The organism is Streptomyces coeruleorubidus (genome assembly GCF_008705135.1).
GTDB lineage: Bacteria > Actinomycetota > Actinomycetes > Streptomycetales > Streptomycetaceae > Streptomyces > Streptomyces coeruleofuscus.
Genome location: NZ_CP023694.1, coordinates 3,295,608 through 3,311,783 on the forward strand (window position 1 = coordinate 3,295,608; position 16,176 = coordinate 3,311,783).

The 16,176-nt window shown below is 69.3% G+C and carries 12 protein-coding genes and 2 tRNA genes; 3 read left to right on the forward strand and 11 right to left on the reverse strand.

Annotated features, from left to right (window positions below; translation table 11 throughout):
- Positions 1 to 222: 222 nt before the first annotated feature.
- The 4 genes from ndk to CP976_RS15175 form a co-directional block, all read right to left on the reverse strand.
- Entirely contained in the window at positions 223 to 636 is a 414-nt protein-coding gene (gene ndk / locus CP976_RS15160; RefSeq protein WP_150480837.1) for a nucleoside-diphosphate kinase, read from the reverse strand.
- 65 nt (positions 637 to 701) lie between these two features.
- The gene (locus tag CP976_RS15165; protein WP_150480838.1) at positions 702 to 1,058 is read right to left on the reverse strand and encodes a DUF4233 domain-containing protein; all 357 of its coding nucleotides are present in this window, start codon (positions 1,056 to 1,058) and stop codon (positions 702 to 704) included.
- 6 nt (positions 1,059 to 1,064) lie between these two features.
- Entirely contained in the window at positions 1,065 to 2,585 is a 1,521-nt protein-coding gene (folC, locus tag CP976_RS15170; protein ID WP_150480839.1) for a bifunctional tetrahydrofolate synthase/dihydrofolate synthase, read from the reverse strand.
- A 126-nt stretch (positions 2,586 to 2,711) separates the two neighbouring features.
- The gene (locus CP976_RS15175; protein ID WP_150480840.1) at positions 2,712 to 5,336 is read right to left on the reverse strand and encodes a valine--tRNA ligase; all 2,625 of its coding nucleotides are present in this window, start codon (positions 5,334 to 5,336) and stop codon (positions 2,712 to 2,714) included.
- A 138-nt stretch (positions 5,337 to 5,474) separates the two neighbouring features.
- On the opposite strand from CP976_RS15175, the gene CP976_RS15180 reads away from it, so the two are divergent.
- Positions 5,475 to 6,437 carry a hypothetical protein gene (locus CP976_RS15180; protein ID WP_150480841.1) on the forward strand — a complete coding sequence of 321 codons (963 nt, stop codon included), beginning with the start codon at positions 5,475 to 5,477 and terminating at the stop codon, positions 6,435 to 6,437.
- A 60-nt stretch (positions 6,438 to 6,497) separates the two neighbouring features.
- Here CP976_RS15180 and clpX read toward each other — a convergent pair whose 3' ends face one another.
- The 5 genes from clpX to CP976_RS15205 all read right to left on the reverse strand — a co-directional run bounded on the left by clpX (position 6,498) and on the right by CP976_RS15205 (position 11,419).
- Positions 6,498 to 7,784, reverse strand: coding sequence for an ATP-dependent Clp protease ATP-binding subunit ClpX (gene clpX / locus CP976_RS15185; RefSeq protein WP_010041898.1), 1,287 nt, complete (start codon positions 7,782 to 7,784; stop codon positions 6,498 to 6,500).
- 181 nt (positions 7,785 to 7,965) lie between these two features.
- Positions 7,966 to 8,673: an ATP-dependent Clp protease proteolytic subunit gene (locus tag CP976_RS15190; RefSeq protein WP_150480842.1), complete on the reverse strand. Its 708-nt coding sequence runs from the start codon at positions 8,671 to 8,673 to the stop codon at positions 7,966 to 7,968.
- Between the two features lie 110 nt (positions 8,674 to 8,783).
- Positions 8,784 to 9,389 carry an ATP-dependent Clp protease proteolytic subunit gene (locus tag CP976_RS15195; RefSeq protein ID WP_030818448.1) on the reverse strand — a complete coding sequence of 202 codons (606 nt, stop codon included), beginning with the start codon at positions 9,387 to 9,389 and terminating at the stop codon, positions 8,784 to 8,786.
- A gap of 365 nt (positions 9,390 to 9,754) precedes the next feature.
- The gene (gene tig, locus CP976_RS15200; protein WP_150480843.1) at positions 9,755 to 11,149 is read right to left on the reverse strand and encodes a trigger factor; all 1,395 of its coding nucleotides are present in this window, start codon (positions 11,147 to 11,149) and stop codon (positions 9,755 to 9,757) included.
- Between the two features lie 193 nt (positions 11,150 to 11,342).
- A tRNA-Pro gene (locus CP976_RS15205) sits at positions 11,343 to 11,419 on the reverse strand.
- A gap of 164 nt (positions 11,420 to 11,583) precedes the next feature.
- Here CP976_RS15205 and CP976_RS15210 point away from each other — a divergent pair.
- Positions 11,584 to 11,654: transfer RNA gene (locus CP976_RS15210), tRNA-Gly, on the forward strand.
- A 56-nt stretch (positions 11,655 to 11,710) separates the two neighbouring features.
- Here the strand turns inward: CP976_RS15210 and CP976_RS15215 are convergent.
- Positions 11,711 to 14,068, reverse strand: a complete 2,358-nt coding sequence (locus CP976_RS15215) for a protein kinase domain-containing protein (protein ID WP_150480844.1) — start codon at positions 14,066 to 14,068, stop codon at positions 11,711 to 11,713.
- 86 nt (positions 14,069 to 14,154) lie between these two features.
- Positions 14,155 to 14,349: a hypothetical protein gene (locus CP976_RS15220; protein ID WP_003990237.1), complete on the reverse strand. Its 195-nt coding sequence runs from the start codon at positions 14,347 to 14,349 to the stop codon at positions 14,155 to 14,157.
- Between the two features lie 623 nt (positions 14,350 to 14,972).
- On the opposite strand from CP976_RS15220, the gene CP976_RS15225 reads away from it, so the two are divergent.
- On the forward strand, positions 14,973 to 16,169 hold the full coding sequence (locus CP976_RS15225; protein WP_150480845.1) for an acyltransferase family protein: 1,197 nt from the start codon (positions 14,973 to 14,975) through the stop codon (positions 16,167 to 16,169).
- The last annotated feature ends 7 nt before the right edge of the window (positions 16,170 to 16,176 follow it).

Genomic DNA, 16,176 nt, shown 5'->3' on the forward strand with positions numbered 1-16,176 from the left:
AGGGCTTTTCAGGTAGGCAAAGGTGGGTGCTGTGACGTGAAGGCTTCCATCGTAGACGCGCCTTCGCGAACACTGCGGGAGGGTCTCCGCCAATGTCAGCAGATGCTGTGCGGGTTCGCTTGTGGAGACGGGCGTTCGGGGGCGATCGTTCCCTCGATCGGCACGTATATGCCAGAAAAGTCTGGGAGCGGACGCCCCCAGACTTTGCTCGGCCTTCGCGTCTTACGCGCGACCCGGGAAGAAGATCTTCACTTCCCGCTCGGCGGACTCCTCCGAGTCGGAGGCGTGGATCAGATTCTCCCGGACGATGACGCCGAAGTCGCCGCGGATGGAGCCCGGGGCCGCGGCGATCGGGTCGGTCGGGCCGGCGAGCGCGCGCAGCCCCTCGATGACCCGCTCACCCTCGACGATCATCGCCACGACCGGGCCGGAGGCCATGAACTCCACCAGCGGCTCGTAGAAGGGCTTGCCCTTGTGCTCGCCGTAGTGCTGCTCCAGCGTGTCCTGGTCCAGGGTGCGCAGCTCCAGCGCGGTGATCGTCCAGCCCGCCTTGCGCTCGATGCGGCTGATGATCTCGCCGGTCAGGCCACGACGGACGGCGTCGGGCTTGAGGAGGACGAGGGTGCGCTGGCTCACGACGGGCTCCTTATGTATCAAGGTTGTGCGGTGGGACGAGATTACCCGGCGTGTCGGGGCGCCTGTTACACAGCGTCAGGTGTGGAGGAATCAGCCTGGGCGGCGAATCTCGCCTTGGCCTCGTCCACCTTCCGCCCGTAGTGCACGGACGCCCACCACAGGGCCGCGAAGACCACGCCCAGGAAGAACATCATCGGCACGGCGAAGCCCGACGCGATGAGCGCGATCTGCAACGCCCAGCCGAGCGCGACCCCGCCCGGGCGTGTCACCAGGCCGCACAGCACCAGGCACAGGAACATCGCGACACCGCTGACCGTCCACACGGTCGTCATGGACAGGTCGGGCTGCTTCATGGCGACCAGACCGGCGAAGCCGATGATGAAGAACTCGCCGATCAGAGTCGACGAACAGAGCGTACGCACGGGATCTCAGCCCCTCCCCAGGAGCAGTCGGGCCTCGCCGACGGTGATGACGGAACCGGTGACGAGCACACCGCCGCCCGCGAACTCGCCCTCCTCCTCGGCCAGCGTGATCGCGGCCTCCAGCGCGTCGGGCAGCCGCGGCTCGACCTGCACGCGCTCCTCGCCGAACACCTCGACGGCGATACCGGCCAGCTCGTCGGCGTCCATCGCGCGGTGGCTGGAGTTCTGCGTGACCACGATCTCGGCGAACACCGGCTCGAAGGCCTCCAGCAGCCCCCGCACGTTCTTGTCGCCGCTCGCGCCGACGACACCGATGAGCCGGCTGAACTGGAAGGCCTCACCGATGGCCTCGGCCGCCGCCCGGGCGCCCGCCGGGTTGTGGGCGGCGTCGAGCACGACGGTCGGGGAACGCCGCACGACCTCCAGCCGCCCCGGCGAGGCGACCGCCGCGAACGCCTTGCGGACCATGTCCAGGTCGAGCTGCTCGGCCCGCTGCGCGCCGACGCCGAAGAACGCCTCGACGGCGGCGAGCGCGACGGCCGCGTTGTGCGCCTGGTGCGCGCCGTGCAGCGGCAGGTAGAGCTCCGGGTACTCGCCGCCGAGCCCGCGCAGCGTCACGAGCTGCCCGCCGACGGCCACCTGCCGCTCGACGACACCGAACTCCAGGCCCTCCCGGGCCACGGTCGCGTCCACCTCGACGGCCTTCTTCAGCAGCACCTGCGCCGCGTCGACCGGCTGCTGCGCCAGGATGACGGTCGCACCCTGCTTGACGATGCCGGCCTTCTCCGAGGCGATCTCCGCGTGCGTGGTGCCGAGCCGGTCGGTGTGGTCGAGGTCTATGGGCGTGACGACGGCGACGTCACCGTCGATCACGTTCGTGGCGTCCCAGGAGCCGCCCATGCCGACCTCGACGACGGCGACGTCGGCGGGCGCGTCGGCGAACGCCGCGTACGCCATGCCGGTGAGCACCTCGAAGAAGGACAGCCGGTACTCCTGCTGCCCGTCGATCATCTCGATGTACGGCTTGATGTCCTGGTACGTCTCGATGAACCGCTCGGGCGAGATGGGGGCGCCGTCCAGGCTGATGCGCTCGGTGATCGACTGCACGTGCGGTGAGGTGTAGCGGCCGGTCCGCAGCTCGAAGGCGCCGAGCAGGGCCTCGATCATGCGGGCCGTGGAGGTCTTGCCGTTCGTCCCCGTGATGTGGATCGACGGGTACGACCGCTGCGGCTCTCCCAGCACGTCCATCAGCGCGGCGATACGGCTGACGGACGGCTCCAGCTTGGTCTCGCCCCAGCGTGTGGCCAGCTCCGCCTCGACCTCGCGCAGGGCCTTGTCGACCTCGGGGTCGGCGGGCCGGGTCGGGATGTCGGCGTCGGGCGGGCCGCCCTGGGTGCGCAGGGTTCGGCTGCCGGCTTCGATGACGGCGAGATCGGGGTCGCGGGTGGTCTCCTCCGCGATGATCTCGTCGAAGGTGTCGAGGGGGTCGGGCTGGTCGTCGTCGTGGTCTGGAGGGAGCTCGCTCACGGGGCCAGTCTACGGAGCGGGGGTGACATTGCTCGGGGGTGGTTTGCGTCGGGGTGTTCGCCCGGGTCGAACGCGTGGAGGCCCCGGCGCTGACCAGCACCGGGACCTCCACGACCGTACGAACCCTTACGCCTGCGGCAGCCTCTCCAGCTGCGCCTGGATCCGGGCGATGTCCTCATCCGCCTTGGACAGGCGGGTGCGGATCTTCTCCACGACGTGGTCAGGGGCCTTCGCCAGGAACGCCTCGTTGCCGAGCTTGGCGTTCGCCTGCGCCTTCTCCTTCTCCGCCGCCGCGAGGTCCTTCGCGAGGCGCTTGCGCTCCGCCGCCACGTCGATCGTGCCGGAGAGGTCGAGGGCGACCTCGGCGCCGGCGACCGGCAGGGTCGCCGTGGCCGTGAACGCGTCGCCCTCCGGCTGGAGCCGGAGCAGCTGGCGGATGGCGGCCTCGTGCGCCGCGAACGGCGTGCCGTCCAGGGTCAGCCGGGCCGGGACCCGCTGGCCGGGCTGGAGCCCCTGGTCGGCGCGGAAGCGGCGGACCTCGGTGATGACCGACTGGAGGCTCTCGATCTCGCGCTCGGCGCCGGTGTCCCGGAAGCCACTGTCCTTCGGCCAGTCGGCGATGACGACCGACTCGCCGCCGGTGAGGGTGGTCCACAGCGTCTCGGTGACGAAGGGGACCACCGGGTGCAGCAGCTTCAGCGTGACGTCGAGGACCTCACCGAGGACCCGCTTGCTGACCTCGGCCGCCTCGCCGCCCGCCTGGAACGTCGTCTTGGACAGCTCGACGTACCAGTCGAAGACCTCGTCCCACGCGAAGTGGAACAGGGAGTCGGACAGCTTCGCGAACTGGTAGTCGTCGTAGAACGCGTCGACTTCCGCGACGACCGTGTTCAGGCGGGAGAGGATCCAGCGGTCCGTCGAGGACATCCTCGACGGGTCCGGCAGCGGGCCGTCCACCGTCGCGCCGTTCATCAGCGCGAAGCGCGTCGCGTTCCAGATCTTGTTGGCGAAGTTGCGCGAGCCCTGGACCCAGTCCTCGCCGATCGGGACGTCGACACCGGGGTTCGCCCCACGGGCGAGGGTGAAGCGCAGGGCGTCGCTGCCGTACTTGTCCATCCAGTCCAGCGGGTTGACCGCGTTGCCGAAGGACTTCGACATCTTCTTGCCGAACTGGTCGCGGACCATGCCGTGCAGGGCGATGGTGTGGAACGGCGGAGTGCCGTCCATCGCGTACAGGCCGAACATCATCATCCGGGCGACCCAGAAGAAGAGGATGTCGTAGCCGGTGACCAGGACGGAGTTCGGGTAGAACTTCGCGAGCGACTCGGTCTGTTCGGGCCAGCCGAGCGTGGAGAACGGCCACAGGCCGGAGGAGAACCAGGTGTCGAGGACGTCGGTGTCCTGACGCCAGCCCTCGCCGCTGGGCGGCTCCTCGTCGGGGCCGACGCAGACGACCTCGCCGTTCGGGCCGTACCAGACCGGGATGCGGTGGCCCCACCACAACTGCCGCGAGATGCACCAGTCGTGGAGGTTGTCGACCCAGTCGAAGTAGCGCTTCTCCATCTCCTGCGGGTGGATCTTGACGCGCCCGTCGCGGACGGCGTCGCCGGCGGCCTTCGCCAGCGGGCCGACCTTGACCCACCACTGCATGGAGAGCCGGGGCTCGATCGTCGTCTTGCAGCGCGAGCAGTGGCCGACCGAGTGGACGTACGGCCGCTTCTCGGCGACGATCCGCCCTTCGGCGCGCAGGGCCGCGACGATCGCCGACCGCGCTTCCAGCCGGTCCAGACCCTGGAACGGGCCGTGGGCGGTGATCACGGCGTGCTCGTCCATGATCGTCAGGGCCGGGAGGTCGTGGCGCTGCCCGATCTCGAAGTCGTTCGGGTCGTGGGCCGGGGTGACCTTGACGGCACCCGTGCCGAACTCCGGGTCGACGTGCTCGTCGGCGACGACCGGGATGGAACGGTCGGTCAGCGGCAGCTTGACCAGCTTGCCGATCAGGTGCTGGTAGCGCTCGTCCTCGGGGTGAACGGCGACGGCCGTGTCACCGAGCATGGTCTCGGCGCGGGTGGTGGCGACGACGATGGTGTCGTCCCCGTCGCCGTACTTCATGGAGACGAGCTCGCCGTCGTCGTCCTGGTACTCCACCTCGATGTCCGAGATGGCGGTCAGGCAGCGCGGACACCAGTTGATGATGCGCTCGGCGCGGTAGATCAGCTCGTCGTCGTAGAGCCGCTTGAAGATGGTCTGGACGGCCTGGGAGAGACCCTCGTCCATGGTGAAGCGCTCGCGCGACCAGGCGACGCCGTCACCGAGGCGCCGCATCTGGCCGCTGATCTGGCCGCCGGACTCGCCCTTCCACTGCCAGACCCGCTCGACGAAGGCCTCACGGCCCAGGTCGTGCCGGGACTTGTTCTCCTTCGCGAGCTCCCGCTCGACGACGTTCTGCGTGGCGATACCGGCGTGGTCCATGCCGGGCTGCCACAGCGTCTCGTAGCCCTGCATGCGCTTACGGCGGGTCAGGGCGTCGATGAGGGTGTGCTCGAAGGCGTGCCCGAGGTGCAGGCTGCCCGTGACGTTCGGCGGCGGAATGACGATCGTGTACGGCGGCTTGTCGCTCTTCTCGTCCGCCTCGAAGTAACCCCGCTCTACCCAGCGCTCGTACAGCGGCCCCTCTACGTCGGCCGGCGCGTACTGGGTCGGCAGGTCGGTGCTGGGCGCTGGTGGCTGCTGCTGAGCGTTCTCGGTCACGGGGGTCAGTTTAGAGGTGTCACTGCCCCGTCCCGAAACGCGTTTGCTTCGTAACGGTCGGGGCCCCGATGCCATGGACACGGCGGGTCTGCGCCAGGATGTCTCGAACACATAGGCATCTGGAGGGGAACCCAGAACATGAGCTACAACCAGCCGGGCCCGTACGGCGGGCAGCCCCAGCAGCCCGGACCGTACGGGCAGCCGGGTCCCTACGGCCAGCCGCCGCAGGCCCCCCAGCCTGGCTACGGCTACCCCCAGCAGACCCCTCCGCCCCAGCCCGGCTACGGCTACCCGCAGCAGCCCCCGCAGGGCGTCCCGCCCCAGCAGCCCGGACCGTACGGCCAGCAGCCCCCGTACGGCCAGCAGCCGCAGCCGCCCTACGGCCAGGCCCCGTACGGCGTCCCCCAGCCCCCGGCCCCGGGCGGCGGCAAGAAGAAGACGGGCCTCATCATCGGCGCGGTCGCGGTGGTGGCCGCGATCGGTGTGGGCGCGTACTTCGTGATCGGCGGGGGTGGTGGCGGCCTGGAGGACGACGGGCCGCACAAGCTCACGACGCCGGCGACCGTGCTCAGCGACTACAAGCGCACCACGAAGGACGGGCAGACCGCCGGCGACGACTTGACGGCGGAGCTGGAGAAAAGCGGCGTCAAGAACGCCGAGTCCACGGCGGGCCTCTACAACACGGTGGACCTGAGCGACTACGACCCCGACGATCCCTCGTCCGCGGCGAAGATGGCGACGGCCAAGACCCTTTCGGTGGCCGGTGCATACGGTGAGATCTCCGACCCGGAGGCGACTCTGGACCTGTTCTTCGCCAACTTCAAGAAGTCGGCCGAGAAGGAGTCCGCCACCGGGTCCGGCAAGCCCGAACTGATCGGCGAGCCCGAGGCGGCCGACCTCGACGGCGCCGTCATGAAGTGCCAGTCGGTCAAGGGGCAGGACCGCGCGACCAAGCAGGAGAAGACCAACTGGTTCTGCGCGTGGGCCGACTACAGCACCATCGCCATCGTGTCGCCGGGCGACGCGGCGCAGGGCGTCACCAAGGACGTGGCGATCGACCTCACCACCAAGGTCCGCGGGGAAGTTCGCGTCAAGGCCTGACGCCGGAAACGACGAAGGCGCCCAGCAACTGTGCTGGGCGCCTTCGCGTGCAGTGTGTGACTAGGCCGTCTTCTGCTCCCCCGGCCCCCGCCCCCGCGCATCCCGCGGAATCAGCGTCGGGTTCACGTTCGACTGGACGACGTCCGCCGTGATGACGACCCGGGCCACGTCCTTGCGGGACGGGACCTCGTACATCACGCCCTGGAGGACTTCCTCCATGATGGCGCGCAGGCCTCGCGCGCCGGTCTGGCGGAGGATGGCCTGGTCGGCGATGGCTTCGAGGGCCTCGCGCTCGAAGTCCAGCTCCACGCCGTCGAGTTCGAAGAGCCGCTGGTACTGCTTGACCAGCGCGTTGCGCGGCTCGACGAGGATCTGGAGCAGGGCCTCGCGGTCGAGGTTGTGGACCGAGGTGATGACCGGGAGGCGGCCGATGAACTCGGGGATCATGCCGAACTTGACCAGGTCCTCCGGCATGACCTCCTGGAACTGGTCCTTGGACTCCATCTCGCGCTTGGAGCGGATCTGCGCGCCGAAGCCGATGCCCTTGGCGCCGGCCCGGGACTCGATGATCTTCTCCAGGCCCGCGAAGGCACCGCCCACGATGAACAGCACGTTCGTCGTGTCGATCTGGATGAATTCCTGGTGCGGGTGCTTGCGGCCGCCCTGCGGCGGGACGGAGGCCGTGGTGCCCTCCAGGATCTTCAGCAGGGCCTGCTGTACGCCCTCCCCGCTCACGTCGCGCGTGATCGAGGGGTTTTCGCTCTTCCTCGCGACCTTGTCGATCTCGTCGATGTAGATGATCCCGGTCTCGGCCTTCTTGACGTCGTAGTCGGCGGCCTGGATCAGCTTGAGCAGGATGTTCTCGACGTCCTCGCCGACGTACCCGGCCTCCGTCAGGGCCGTGGCGTCGGCGATCGCGAAGGGGACGTTGAGCATCCGCGCGAGGGTCTGCGCGAGGAGGGTCTTGCCGGAGCCCGTGGGGCCGAGGAGGAGGATGTTGGACTTCGCCAACTCGATGGCGTCGTCGCGGCCGTTCGCCCCGCCGTTCTCACCGGCCTGGACCCGCTTGTAGTGGTTGTAGACCGCCACGGAGAGGGCCTTCTTGGCGGCCTCCTGGCCGACCACGTACCCCTCGAGGAACTCGTAGATCTCGCGGGGCTTCGGGAGCTCCTCCCAGCGGACCTCGCTGGTCTCCGCCAGCTCTTCCTCGATGATCTCGTTGCAGAGGTCGATGCACTCGTCGCAGATGTACACACCGGGCCCTGCGATGAGCTTCTTGACCTGCTTCTGGCTCTTGCCGCAGAACGAGCACTTGAGCAGATCGCCGCCGTCACCGATGCGTGCCACGGTGTGCTTCCCCTTCGCCTGGGAGACTCCTGGACGCCGACGTCCAGCGGACTCCTGGTGCTGCCTTATGTCCGACGGTACCTTGCCGGGCCCCTCGTTCGGGCCCCCCTTGGCGCGGTTCGCTTTGACGTGGACCGTCCCAAACCGTGCCAAGGGGCGGCAGACGATACAGCCTCTCGCCTCAGCGCAGGCTCGAGTTGTCCATCTTCCGGGTGGAGATGACCTGATCGATCAGACCGTAGCTCAGCGCGTCCTCGGCCGTGAGGATCTTGTCGCGCTCGATGTCCTCGCGGATCTTGTCGATCGTCTGGGTCGAGTGCTTGGCCAGCATCTCCTCCAGCTGCGTACGCATCCGGAGGATCTCGTTGGCGGCGATCTCCAGGTCGGACACCTGGCCGCGGCCGGTCTCGCTGTACGGCTGGTGGATCAGCACGCGCGCGTTCGGCAGGGCCATGCGCTTGCCCGGGGTGCCGGCGGCCAGCAGGACGGCGGCGGCGGAGGCCGCCTGGCCCATGCAGACCGTCTGGATGTCCGGCTTCACGTACTGCATCGTGTCGTAGATCGCGGTGAGCGCCGTGAAGGAACCGCCGGGGCTGTTGATGTAGACCGAGATGTCACGGTCGGGGTCCATCGACTCCAGGCACAGCAACTGCGCCATGACGTCGTTGGCGGAGGCGTCGTCGATCTGGACGCCGAGGAAGATCACGCGCTCCTCGAAGAGCTTCGCGTACGGGTCGTACTCGCGGATGCCCTGGGAGGTGCGCTCGACGAAGCGCGGGATGATGTAGCGGGACTCGGCCTGCGGGCCGGTGTACTCGCCCTGGGCGGCGCGCATGTCCTGCACGGCGTGCATACGGTCGTAGATCCCGCTGCCGGGGAACTGGTTCACGGTGTCTCCTGAAAAAGGCTGAGGCGGTCGGCTGGGGCTGTCTGGGGTCGCGGGGGCCCGGGGAGGGCTCCGTGGGCCTCACGGGGCTCCACAGGCCCCGTGGGGACCTCTCAGGCCCCGGTGCCGCCGCCGCCCGGCATACCGGCGGCCGTGGGGATCACGTCGTCGATGAGGCCGTACTCCTTGGCCTCGAAGGCGTCGAACCAGCGGTCGCGGTCCGAGTCGCGGGTGATCTGCTCGACCGACTGCCCCGTGTGCTGGGACGTGAGCTCGGCCATGCGCTTCTTGGTGTGCAGCAGCCGCTCGGCGTGGATCTTGATGTCGGAGGCCGAGCCCGCCAGGCCGGCGGAGGGCTGGTGGATGAGGATCTCGGCGTTCGGCAGCGCGAAGCGCTTGCCGGGGGTGCCCGCGCTGAGCAGGAACTGTCCCATCGAGGCCGCGAGGCCCATGGCGATCGTCACCACGTCGTTCTTGATGAACTGCATGGTGTCGTAGATCGCCATGCCGGCCGTGATCGAACCGCCGGGGCTGTTGATGTACAGGTAGATGTCCTTGTCCGGATCGGCGGCAAGGAGCAGCAGCTGTGCGGTGATCTTGTTCGCGATGTCGTCGTCGACCGGCTGGCCGAGGAAGATGATCCGCTCGTTGAGCAGCCGGTTGTAGACCTGGTCGCCGAGGCCACCACCGATGGAAGGCTCGCCGGCGGCTGAAGGCATCAGATTCGTCACGTATCCACCTGCTCGTCTTACGACGGCGCCGGGCCGTCTTCACGTGTTCCCTGCGGGGCGGGAGCCGTATCGGAGACTCCACTGCCCTGGTACTCATGGACCCTAACGCGCGGGTCCCTTCGGGGAATCCCGGAGATGGGAGTGTTCGCCGGGGGCGTAGCGCTGCGCGGGCTCGCCGGGGGTGGTTCGTCCCGTGGGCGGCTGCGGGCTCGTCGTGGTCGAACGCGCCCACGCGGCGGAGCCGCACATCGATACAGCCCCGCGCCCCTGAGGGCATGTAGCGCAACGGGCCCCGAGAGGCACTGTGTGTCTCTCGGGGCCCGTCCTTACGGCATCACGAAGTGCCCGGGGGCTCAGCCCTCGGTCTTCTCCTCGGCGGTCTCGGCCGGGGTCTCCTCGGCGGAGGCCTCCGTGGCCTGAGCCTCGGACTCCTCCTCCTCGTCGTCGAGGTCGATGATCTCGCCGTTGGTGTCCTTGACCGTGGCCTTCTCGACCACGACGGCCAGGGCCTTGCCGCGGGCGACCTCGCCGACCAGGAGCGGAACCTGGCCGCCCTCGACGACCGCCTGGGCGAACTGGTCGGGGGACATGCCGGAGGAGGCGGCACGCCGCATGAGGTGCTCGGTGAGCTCCTCCTGGTTGACGTTGAGCTTCTCCTGCTTGACGAGCTCGTCGAGGACGAACTGGGTCTTGATGCCCTTGACCGCGGCCTCGCGGGTCTCGGTCTCGAACTCCTCCTCGCTCTTGCCCTGGATCTCCAGGTACTTCGCGAGGTCCAGACCCATCTGGCCGAGCTGGTGGTGCTCGAGGTTGTGCTTGCGCGTGTTGACCTCGTCCTCGAGCAGCTTCTCGGGGACCGGGACCTCGACCAGCTCGAGCAGCTTCTCCAGGACGCGCTCCTGGGCCTGCGTGGCCTGGTCGTACTGCTTCATGTTCTCCAGGCGCTTGCGGCTGTCGGCGCGCAGCTCCTCGATGGTGTCGAACTCGGAGGCGAGCTGCGCGAACTCGTCGTCCAGCTCGGGCAGTTCACGCTTGGCGACCTGGGTGACCTTGACGGTGACCTCGGCCTCCTTGCCGGCCGCCGAGCCGCCCTTGAGCTCGGAGGTGAAGGTGGCCTCGCCACCGGCCTCCAGGCCCTTCACGGCGTCGTCGATGCCGTCCAGCAGCTCGCCGGAGCCGATGGTGTAGGAGACGCCGCTCGCGACGCCGTCCTCGAGGACCTCGCCCTCGACCTTGGCCTCCAGGTCGATCGTCACGACGTCGCCGTCCTCGGCGGCACGCTCGACCGGCGCGGTGGAGGCGAAGCGCTCACGGAGCTCCTCGACCGCCTTGTCGACGTCCTCTTCGGTGACCTCGACGGCGTCGACCTCGACCTCGATGCCGGAGTAGTCCGGGATCTCGATCGCGGGGCGGATGTCGACCTCGGCGGTGAAGTTCAGCGTCTCGCCGTCCTTCAGCTCCGTGATGTCGACCTCCGGCTGGCCCAGGGGGCTCAGCTCGGCCTCGTTGACCGCGTCGGTGTAGAACTTCGGCAGCGCGTCGTTGACGGCCTCCTCCAGCACCGCACCGCGGCCGAACCGCTGGTCGATGACCCGGGCCGGGACCTTGCCCTTGCGGAAGCCCTTCACCGTGACCTGCTGGTTGATCTTCTTGTACGCCGCGTCGAGGCTGTCCTTGAGCTCCTCGAAGGGCACCTCGACAGTGAGCCGAACCCGAGTCGGGTTCAGGGTCTCCACGGCGCTCTTCACGGTTCGGTCTCCTTGTGGCTGACTTCTTGGGTTCTGCCGGTGCCAGAGCGGCCCGGCGGATTTCGCCGCCCGGAGGACTTCAGACGATGAGACACACGGGCGTGCAGCTTGCATAGTAACGGCAGCGACTACACCGCCCAAAAGGCGATCACGCGAATGATCAGGAGACGATCACGCGAGGTGATCGGCCGGCTGGTCGGGGTGGCGGGATTTGAACCCACGGCCTTCCGCTCCCAAAGCGGACGCGCTACCAAGCTGCGCCACACCCCGTCTGGTGCGACACGTAGGGTACATGCCGCCAGGCGCTGCGGCCGACGCATTTCCACAGGGCCCGTGCCGCGTCGGCCACGGCGGGAATGCGGTGTGCGACGGACGGGCCCGACCCGCTACGATGCCTTCAGTGCCGCGGTCACCCGACCTGCGGCGCGCGCTGTGCGGGCGTAGCTCAATGGTAGAGCCCTAGTCTTCCAAACTAGCTACGCGGGTTCGATTCCCGTCGCCCGCTCTGTGGACCTCGGGCCCGGTTCTTCGGAACCGGGCCCGAGGTGTTTCCGCAGCGGGTCACAGGTCGCGTACGTCCACCGTGTAGACGGAGCGGACACCGTAGGGGACGTACAGTGCGTCGCCGACGAGGACGAGCGGGGCGCCCGCGGTGACGTACATGCTGCTGGCGCGACCGCCGTCGTCTCGGCCGGAGCGGGTGCCCTCGATCTTGCCGGTACTCGCGTTCAGAGCGGCGAGGCGGCCGCTGGGAGACGCCAGGTACACATGGGTGGCGGAGGCGGCCGGGGGTCCCTGCTGCTCCACGGAGGAGTTCGATTCCCACAGCGTCCGGCCGGTTCGCGGGGAGACCGCGCGGACGCCTCCGCTCGCCCGCGTGAAGTAGACGGTGCCGCGCACCAGGTACGCGTCGGCGTCCTCGGGCCGGGGCTGCGCGAGTCGCCGCACGGTGAGCACGTGGGAGGAGACGTCGATCAGGGTCAGCCCGCGGTTCGTGTCGAGGGTGTCCGCGAGCACCAGGCGTCCGTCGTGCTGGCCGAGCACCTGCGCGGAGCCGTCGACCTCGACGGTCCAGCGGGCCTTTCCCGTGGCCGGGTCGATCTGGGAGACGGTGCTGCGGCCGGTTTTCCCCTCCTCCTGCGCGGTCGCGCAGACGAGGTAGGCACGGCGGGCCGCCGAGAGCAGCTCACAGTCCGGGAGGTCCGGCTTCGGCTGCCTCCAGCGGACGTCGCCGGTCTCGGCGTCGAGCAGGGCGTACTGGTCGCTCTGAGCCCCGTAGAAAGTGACCACGCCTTCGGGGACGGCGGTGGCCGCGCCCTGCGCGCTGTCGGGGACGGTCGCCGTCTCGCCTGCGCCGGTGTCAGTCCTCCAGAGCACCTTGCCGGTGTCGGCGGCCAAGGCGTTGACCGTGTAAGTGGTCCGGATGCTGTTCGCGGAGTTCTGGTCGTCGGCCTCGTAGCCGTAGACGCGGCCGTCGCCGGTCCCGATGAGCGCGCCCTCGTTGCCGGAGGCGCCGTCGGGGGTGCGGTCGACGGGCCGGGACCACGTGTTGCGGCCGTCGGCGAGAGCGAAGCGGGTCGCCATGAGGTCGGCGCCGGCGCAGACCAGGGAGGCGTCGACGGCGGCACAGCCCGCGAGGGAGGTGTCGGTACCTCCCAGGACGCGGTCGCTGCCCGGCGCGGCCTTCGCGGCGGTCGCCCAGGGCTTCCAGCCCTCGGGGAGGTCGGCCGGCTCGGCGGTGGGCGAGGGCGCGCGGTCGCGGTCTCGGTCGCGGGTCAGGGTGAGGGTGGTGGTGACGAGCGCGGCGAGTGCGACTGCCGCGGCGGCCGTGATCAGCAGCAGCCCGTGTCTGCGACGCCTGCGGGTGCGTCCGGCCTCCGGTGCCGGTGTCCCGGCCGGATCGCGGGCCGGGCCGCGCTGCTTCGTCGGCGTCTTGCCGGGCCGGTGGCGGCGGTCCTCTTCCCGCTCGGTGTCCGGCTCCGCGGGCAGGTGGAGCGGGGCTTCGCCCCGGTCGGTGGTGGGCGCCTCCGGCCATGCCGCGACCGCGGGCTCGGTGGGGCGGGTGCCCGGCCGGGGCCGTACCGGACGTGGTGGGGCGGTGCCGGGGGTCGCGCCCCCACGGAGCAGGGTGAACAGGTCGTCCGCGGCGGGGCGCGACTTCTGGTGCTTCTCCAGGCAGGAGCGGATGAACGGAAGGAGCTCGTCCGGTACGCCGGTGAGGTCCGGCTCGCCTTCGACGACCCGCAGAGCCGTCTCGTACGGGCTGGGGCTGTCGAACGGACCCCGGCGGGTGGCCGCGTAGGTGAGGACCGAGCCTAGGGAGAAGATGTCGGCTGCAGGGCCCACGTCCTGGGGAGAGGCGAACTGCTCAGGGGACATGAAGGGCGGCGTGCCCATGACGCGGCCGGTCTGGGTGAGGGCGTCGGAGGCGGCGCACTCGGCGGCGCGGGAGATGCCGAAGTCGATGACGCGCGGGCCGTCGTCGGCGAGCATCACGTTGGCCGGCTTCAGGTCGCGGTGGACGACTCCGGCGCGGTGGATGTCGCGCAGCGCCTCGGCGAGGCCGGCCGCGAGTTCGCGCAGGCGGGGCAGCGGGAGCGGGCCGTGCTCGCGGACGTGGGTGCCGAGGTCCGCGCCCGGTATGTAGAGCGTGGCCATCCAGGGGCGCGGCGCGTCGGCGCCCGCGTCCACGACGGGGGCCGTGAAGGCGCCGCTGACCTGGCGGGCGGCGGCCACCTCGCGGCGGAAGCGGGTGCGGAACTCGTCGTCGTCGGCGTACTGGCCGTGCACCAGCTTGATCGCGAGGCGCCGGCCGGAGGCCGAGCGGGCCAGGTAGACCACACCCATGCCGCCGGAGCCGAGGCGGTCCTCGATGCGGTAGCCACCCACCTCCGGCGGGTCGGAGTCGCGCAGCGCCATCCCCGTACGTTCCCCCCGTCACGCACCGTCCTGTGGTCGGGGAGGAGCGTATCCGCACGCTCCTCGGGTCGGCGGTACCGGCCCGGTCAGAAGCTGATGGAGTTGATGGTCTCCGCTATCGAGTTGAGGAATCGCTGGATGTCGTCGGCCATACCGGTCGAGGCGAGGAAGAAGCCGAAGAGGACCGCCACGATCGCTGGGCCTGCCTTGATGGAGCCGCCTCTCAGCAACACCACCAGGATGATCGCCAACAGCAGCACCACAGACAGTGAAATGGCCACAACTGATCACACCCTCGGTCGGTCCGCTCTCCCGGCCCGGGACACGACCACGCGCACCCCGCCAGAACCATCGTGCCACCAACGCGGCCGGGCTATGCGGCCCGTGACGCATCGACCACCTCACTCGTGTCCGAACCGGTGTGCGCCGCCTGGGCTCTGGCACCGAACACCCCGGACTCGTACGGCAATTCGATGCGCCACCCGCACAGGGAATTCAACCGAGTCGTTTCCATGCCCACACAACGTGTTCGCAGCTAATTCGAATTGCCCTCGCAAGCCCCTCAACAACCCGGCGGGCAGGCTTCGAAGGGGTGCGGAAGTGGACATTCCGCCGGAGTCGCCTGCTGGTCTTATGCGTCACTTAGTCCGGAAGTATCACGACAAGCAGGGCGGGTGTGACGAGCACAGCCCGCCGCTGGCTGATGTGTTGGTCATCACTCCGACAGTGACGTCAACTACCCGAAATCCGGGGGTACCCACAGCGAATAGCCAGGATTCACATCCGGCGTTTTACGAATAGCCGCAGGGAACGCTAGGGTGCCTCAGATGTTCCACGCTGCCTCGTCCCCCGCAAGCGCAGCGAGGTCCCGGATCGTCTCCCCGAGTTCTTGGTGGGAGGGTCTGTGACGAACTCGCTGCGACCGAACGGCGACCGCAGGGCGCCACTTCCCCCGGCACAGTCGTCGGCCGACGGAGTGCCGAGCCCGCGCTCGCCGCAGAGCCCGCAGAAGAAGCAGAGCGGCAAGCAGCGCGACGCGTTCTTCGACAACGCCAAGTACCTGGCGATCGTGCTGGTGGCCATGGGCCACGCCTGGGAGCCGCTCAAGGGCGACAGCCGGATACTCGAGGCCGCGTACCAGGTCGTCTACGCCTTCCACATGCCGGCGTTCATCATCATCTCCGGCTACTTCTCGCGCAGTTTCGACATGCGGCCCGACCGGCTCAAGCGCCTGATCACCGGCGTCGCCGTGCCGTACATCCTCTTCGAGACGGCCTACCCCCTCTTCAAGCGGTGGATCGACAACGACCCGCACCAGGAGATCAGCCTTCTCGACCCCTGGTACCTGACCTGGTTCCTGTGCGCGCTGTTCATCTGGCGGATGACCACCCCCATCTGGAAGATGGCGCGCTGGCCGCTGCCGCTCGCGCTCGGCCTCGCGATGGTCGCGAGCGTCTCCCCGGAGATCGGTGACGACCTGGACCTCCAGCGGGTCCTGCAGTTCCTGCCGTTCTTCGTGCTGGGCCTGGTGATGAAGCCCGAGCACTTCCACATGGTGCGCCGCCGTTCCATGCGGATCGCCTCGGTGCCCGTGTTCGCCGCCGCGCTGGCCGTCAGCTGGTGGGCCGTGCCGCGCATGAACACCGCGTGGTTCTACCACCGGGACTCCGCGCAGGAGCTGGGTGCGCCGTGGTGGACCGGCCCGGTCATGGTCCTCGCGATGTTCGGCTGCTCCCTGCTGCTGACCGCCTGCTTCTTCGCCTGGGTGCCGCGCCGCCACATGTGGTTCACCGCGCTCGGCGCCGGCACGCTCTACGGCTACCTGCTGCACGGCTTCCTGGTGAAGGCCGGCGACTACCAGGGCTGGTTCGAGCCGACGTGGATGCACCAGCCGCTCGGCGAGATCGCCGTGACCGTCGCCGCGGCCGCCGTCGTGACGGTGCTGTGCACCAAGCCGGTGCAGCGTGCCTTCCGGTTCGCGATGGAGCCGAAGATGGAGTGGGCCTTCAAGCGGGACGCGGCCGAGCTCGCCCGTGAGCGCCAGAGCGCCGAGCGGACCGAGCGCGAACGCGGGCGGGAGCGCGAGAAGGTCAGCGCCTGACGCCCGT

Coding starts and splice junctions, on each gene's coding strand:
- CP976_RS15180 (WP_150480841.1), top strand. CDS start 5,475: ATGAGCTACAACCAGCCGGGCCCGTACGGCGGGCAGCCCCAGCAGCCC.
- CP976_RS15195 (WP_030818448.1), bottom strand. CDS start 9,389: ATGCCTTCAGCCGCCGGCGAGCCTTCCATCGGTGGTGGCCTCGGCGAC.
- CP976_RS15215 (WP_150480844.1), bottom strand. CDS start 14,068: ATGGCGCTGCGCGACTCCGACCCGCCGGAGGTGGGTGGCTACCGCATC.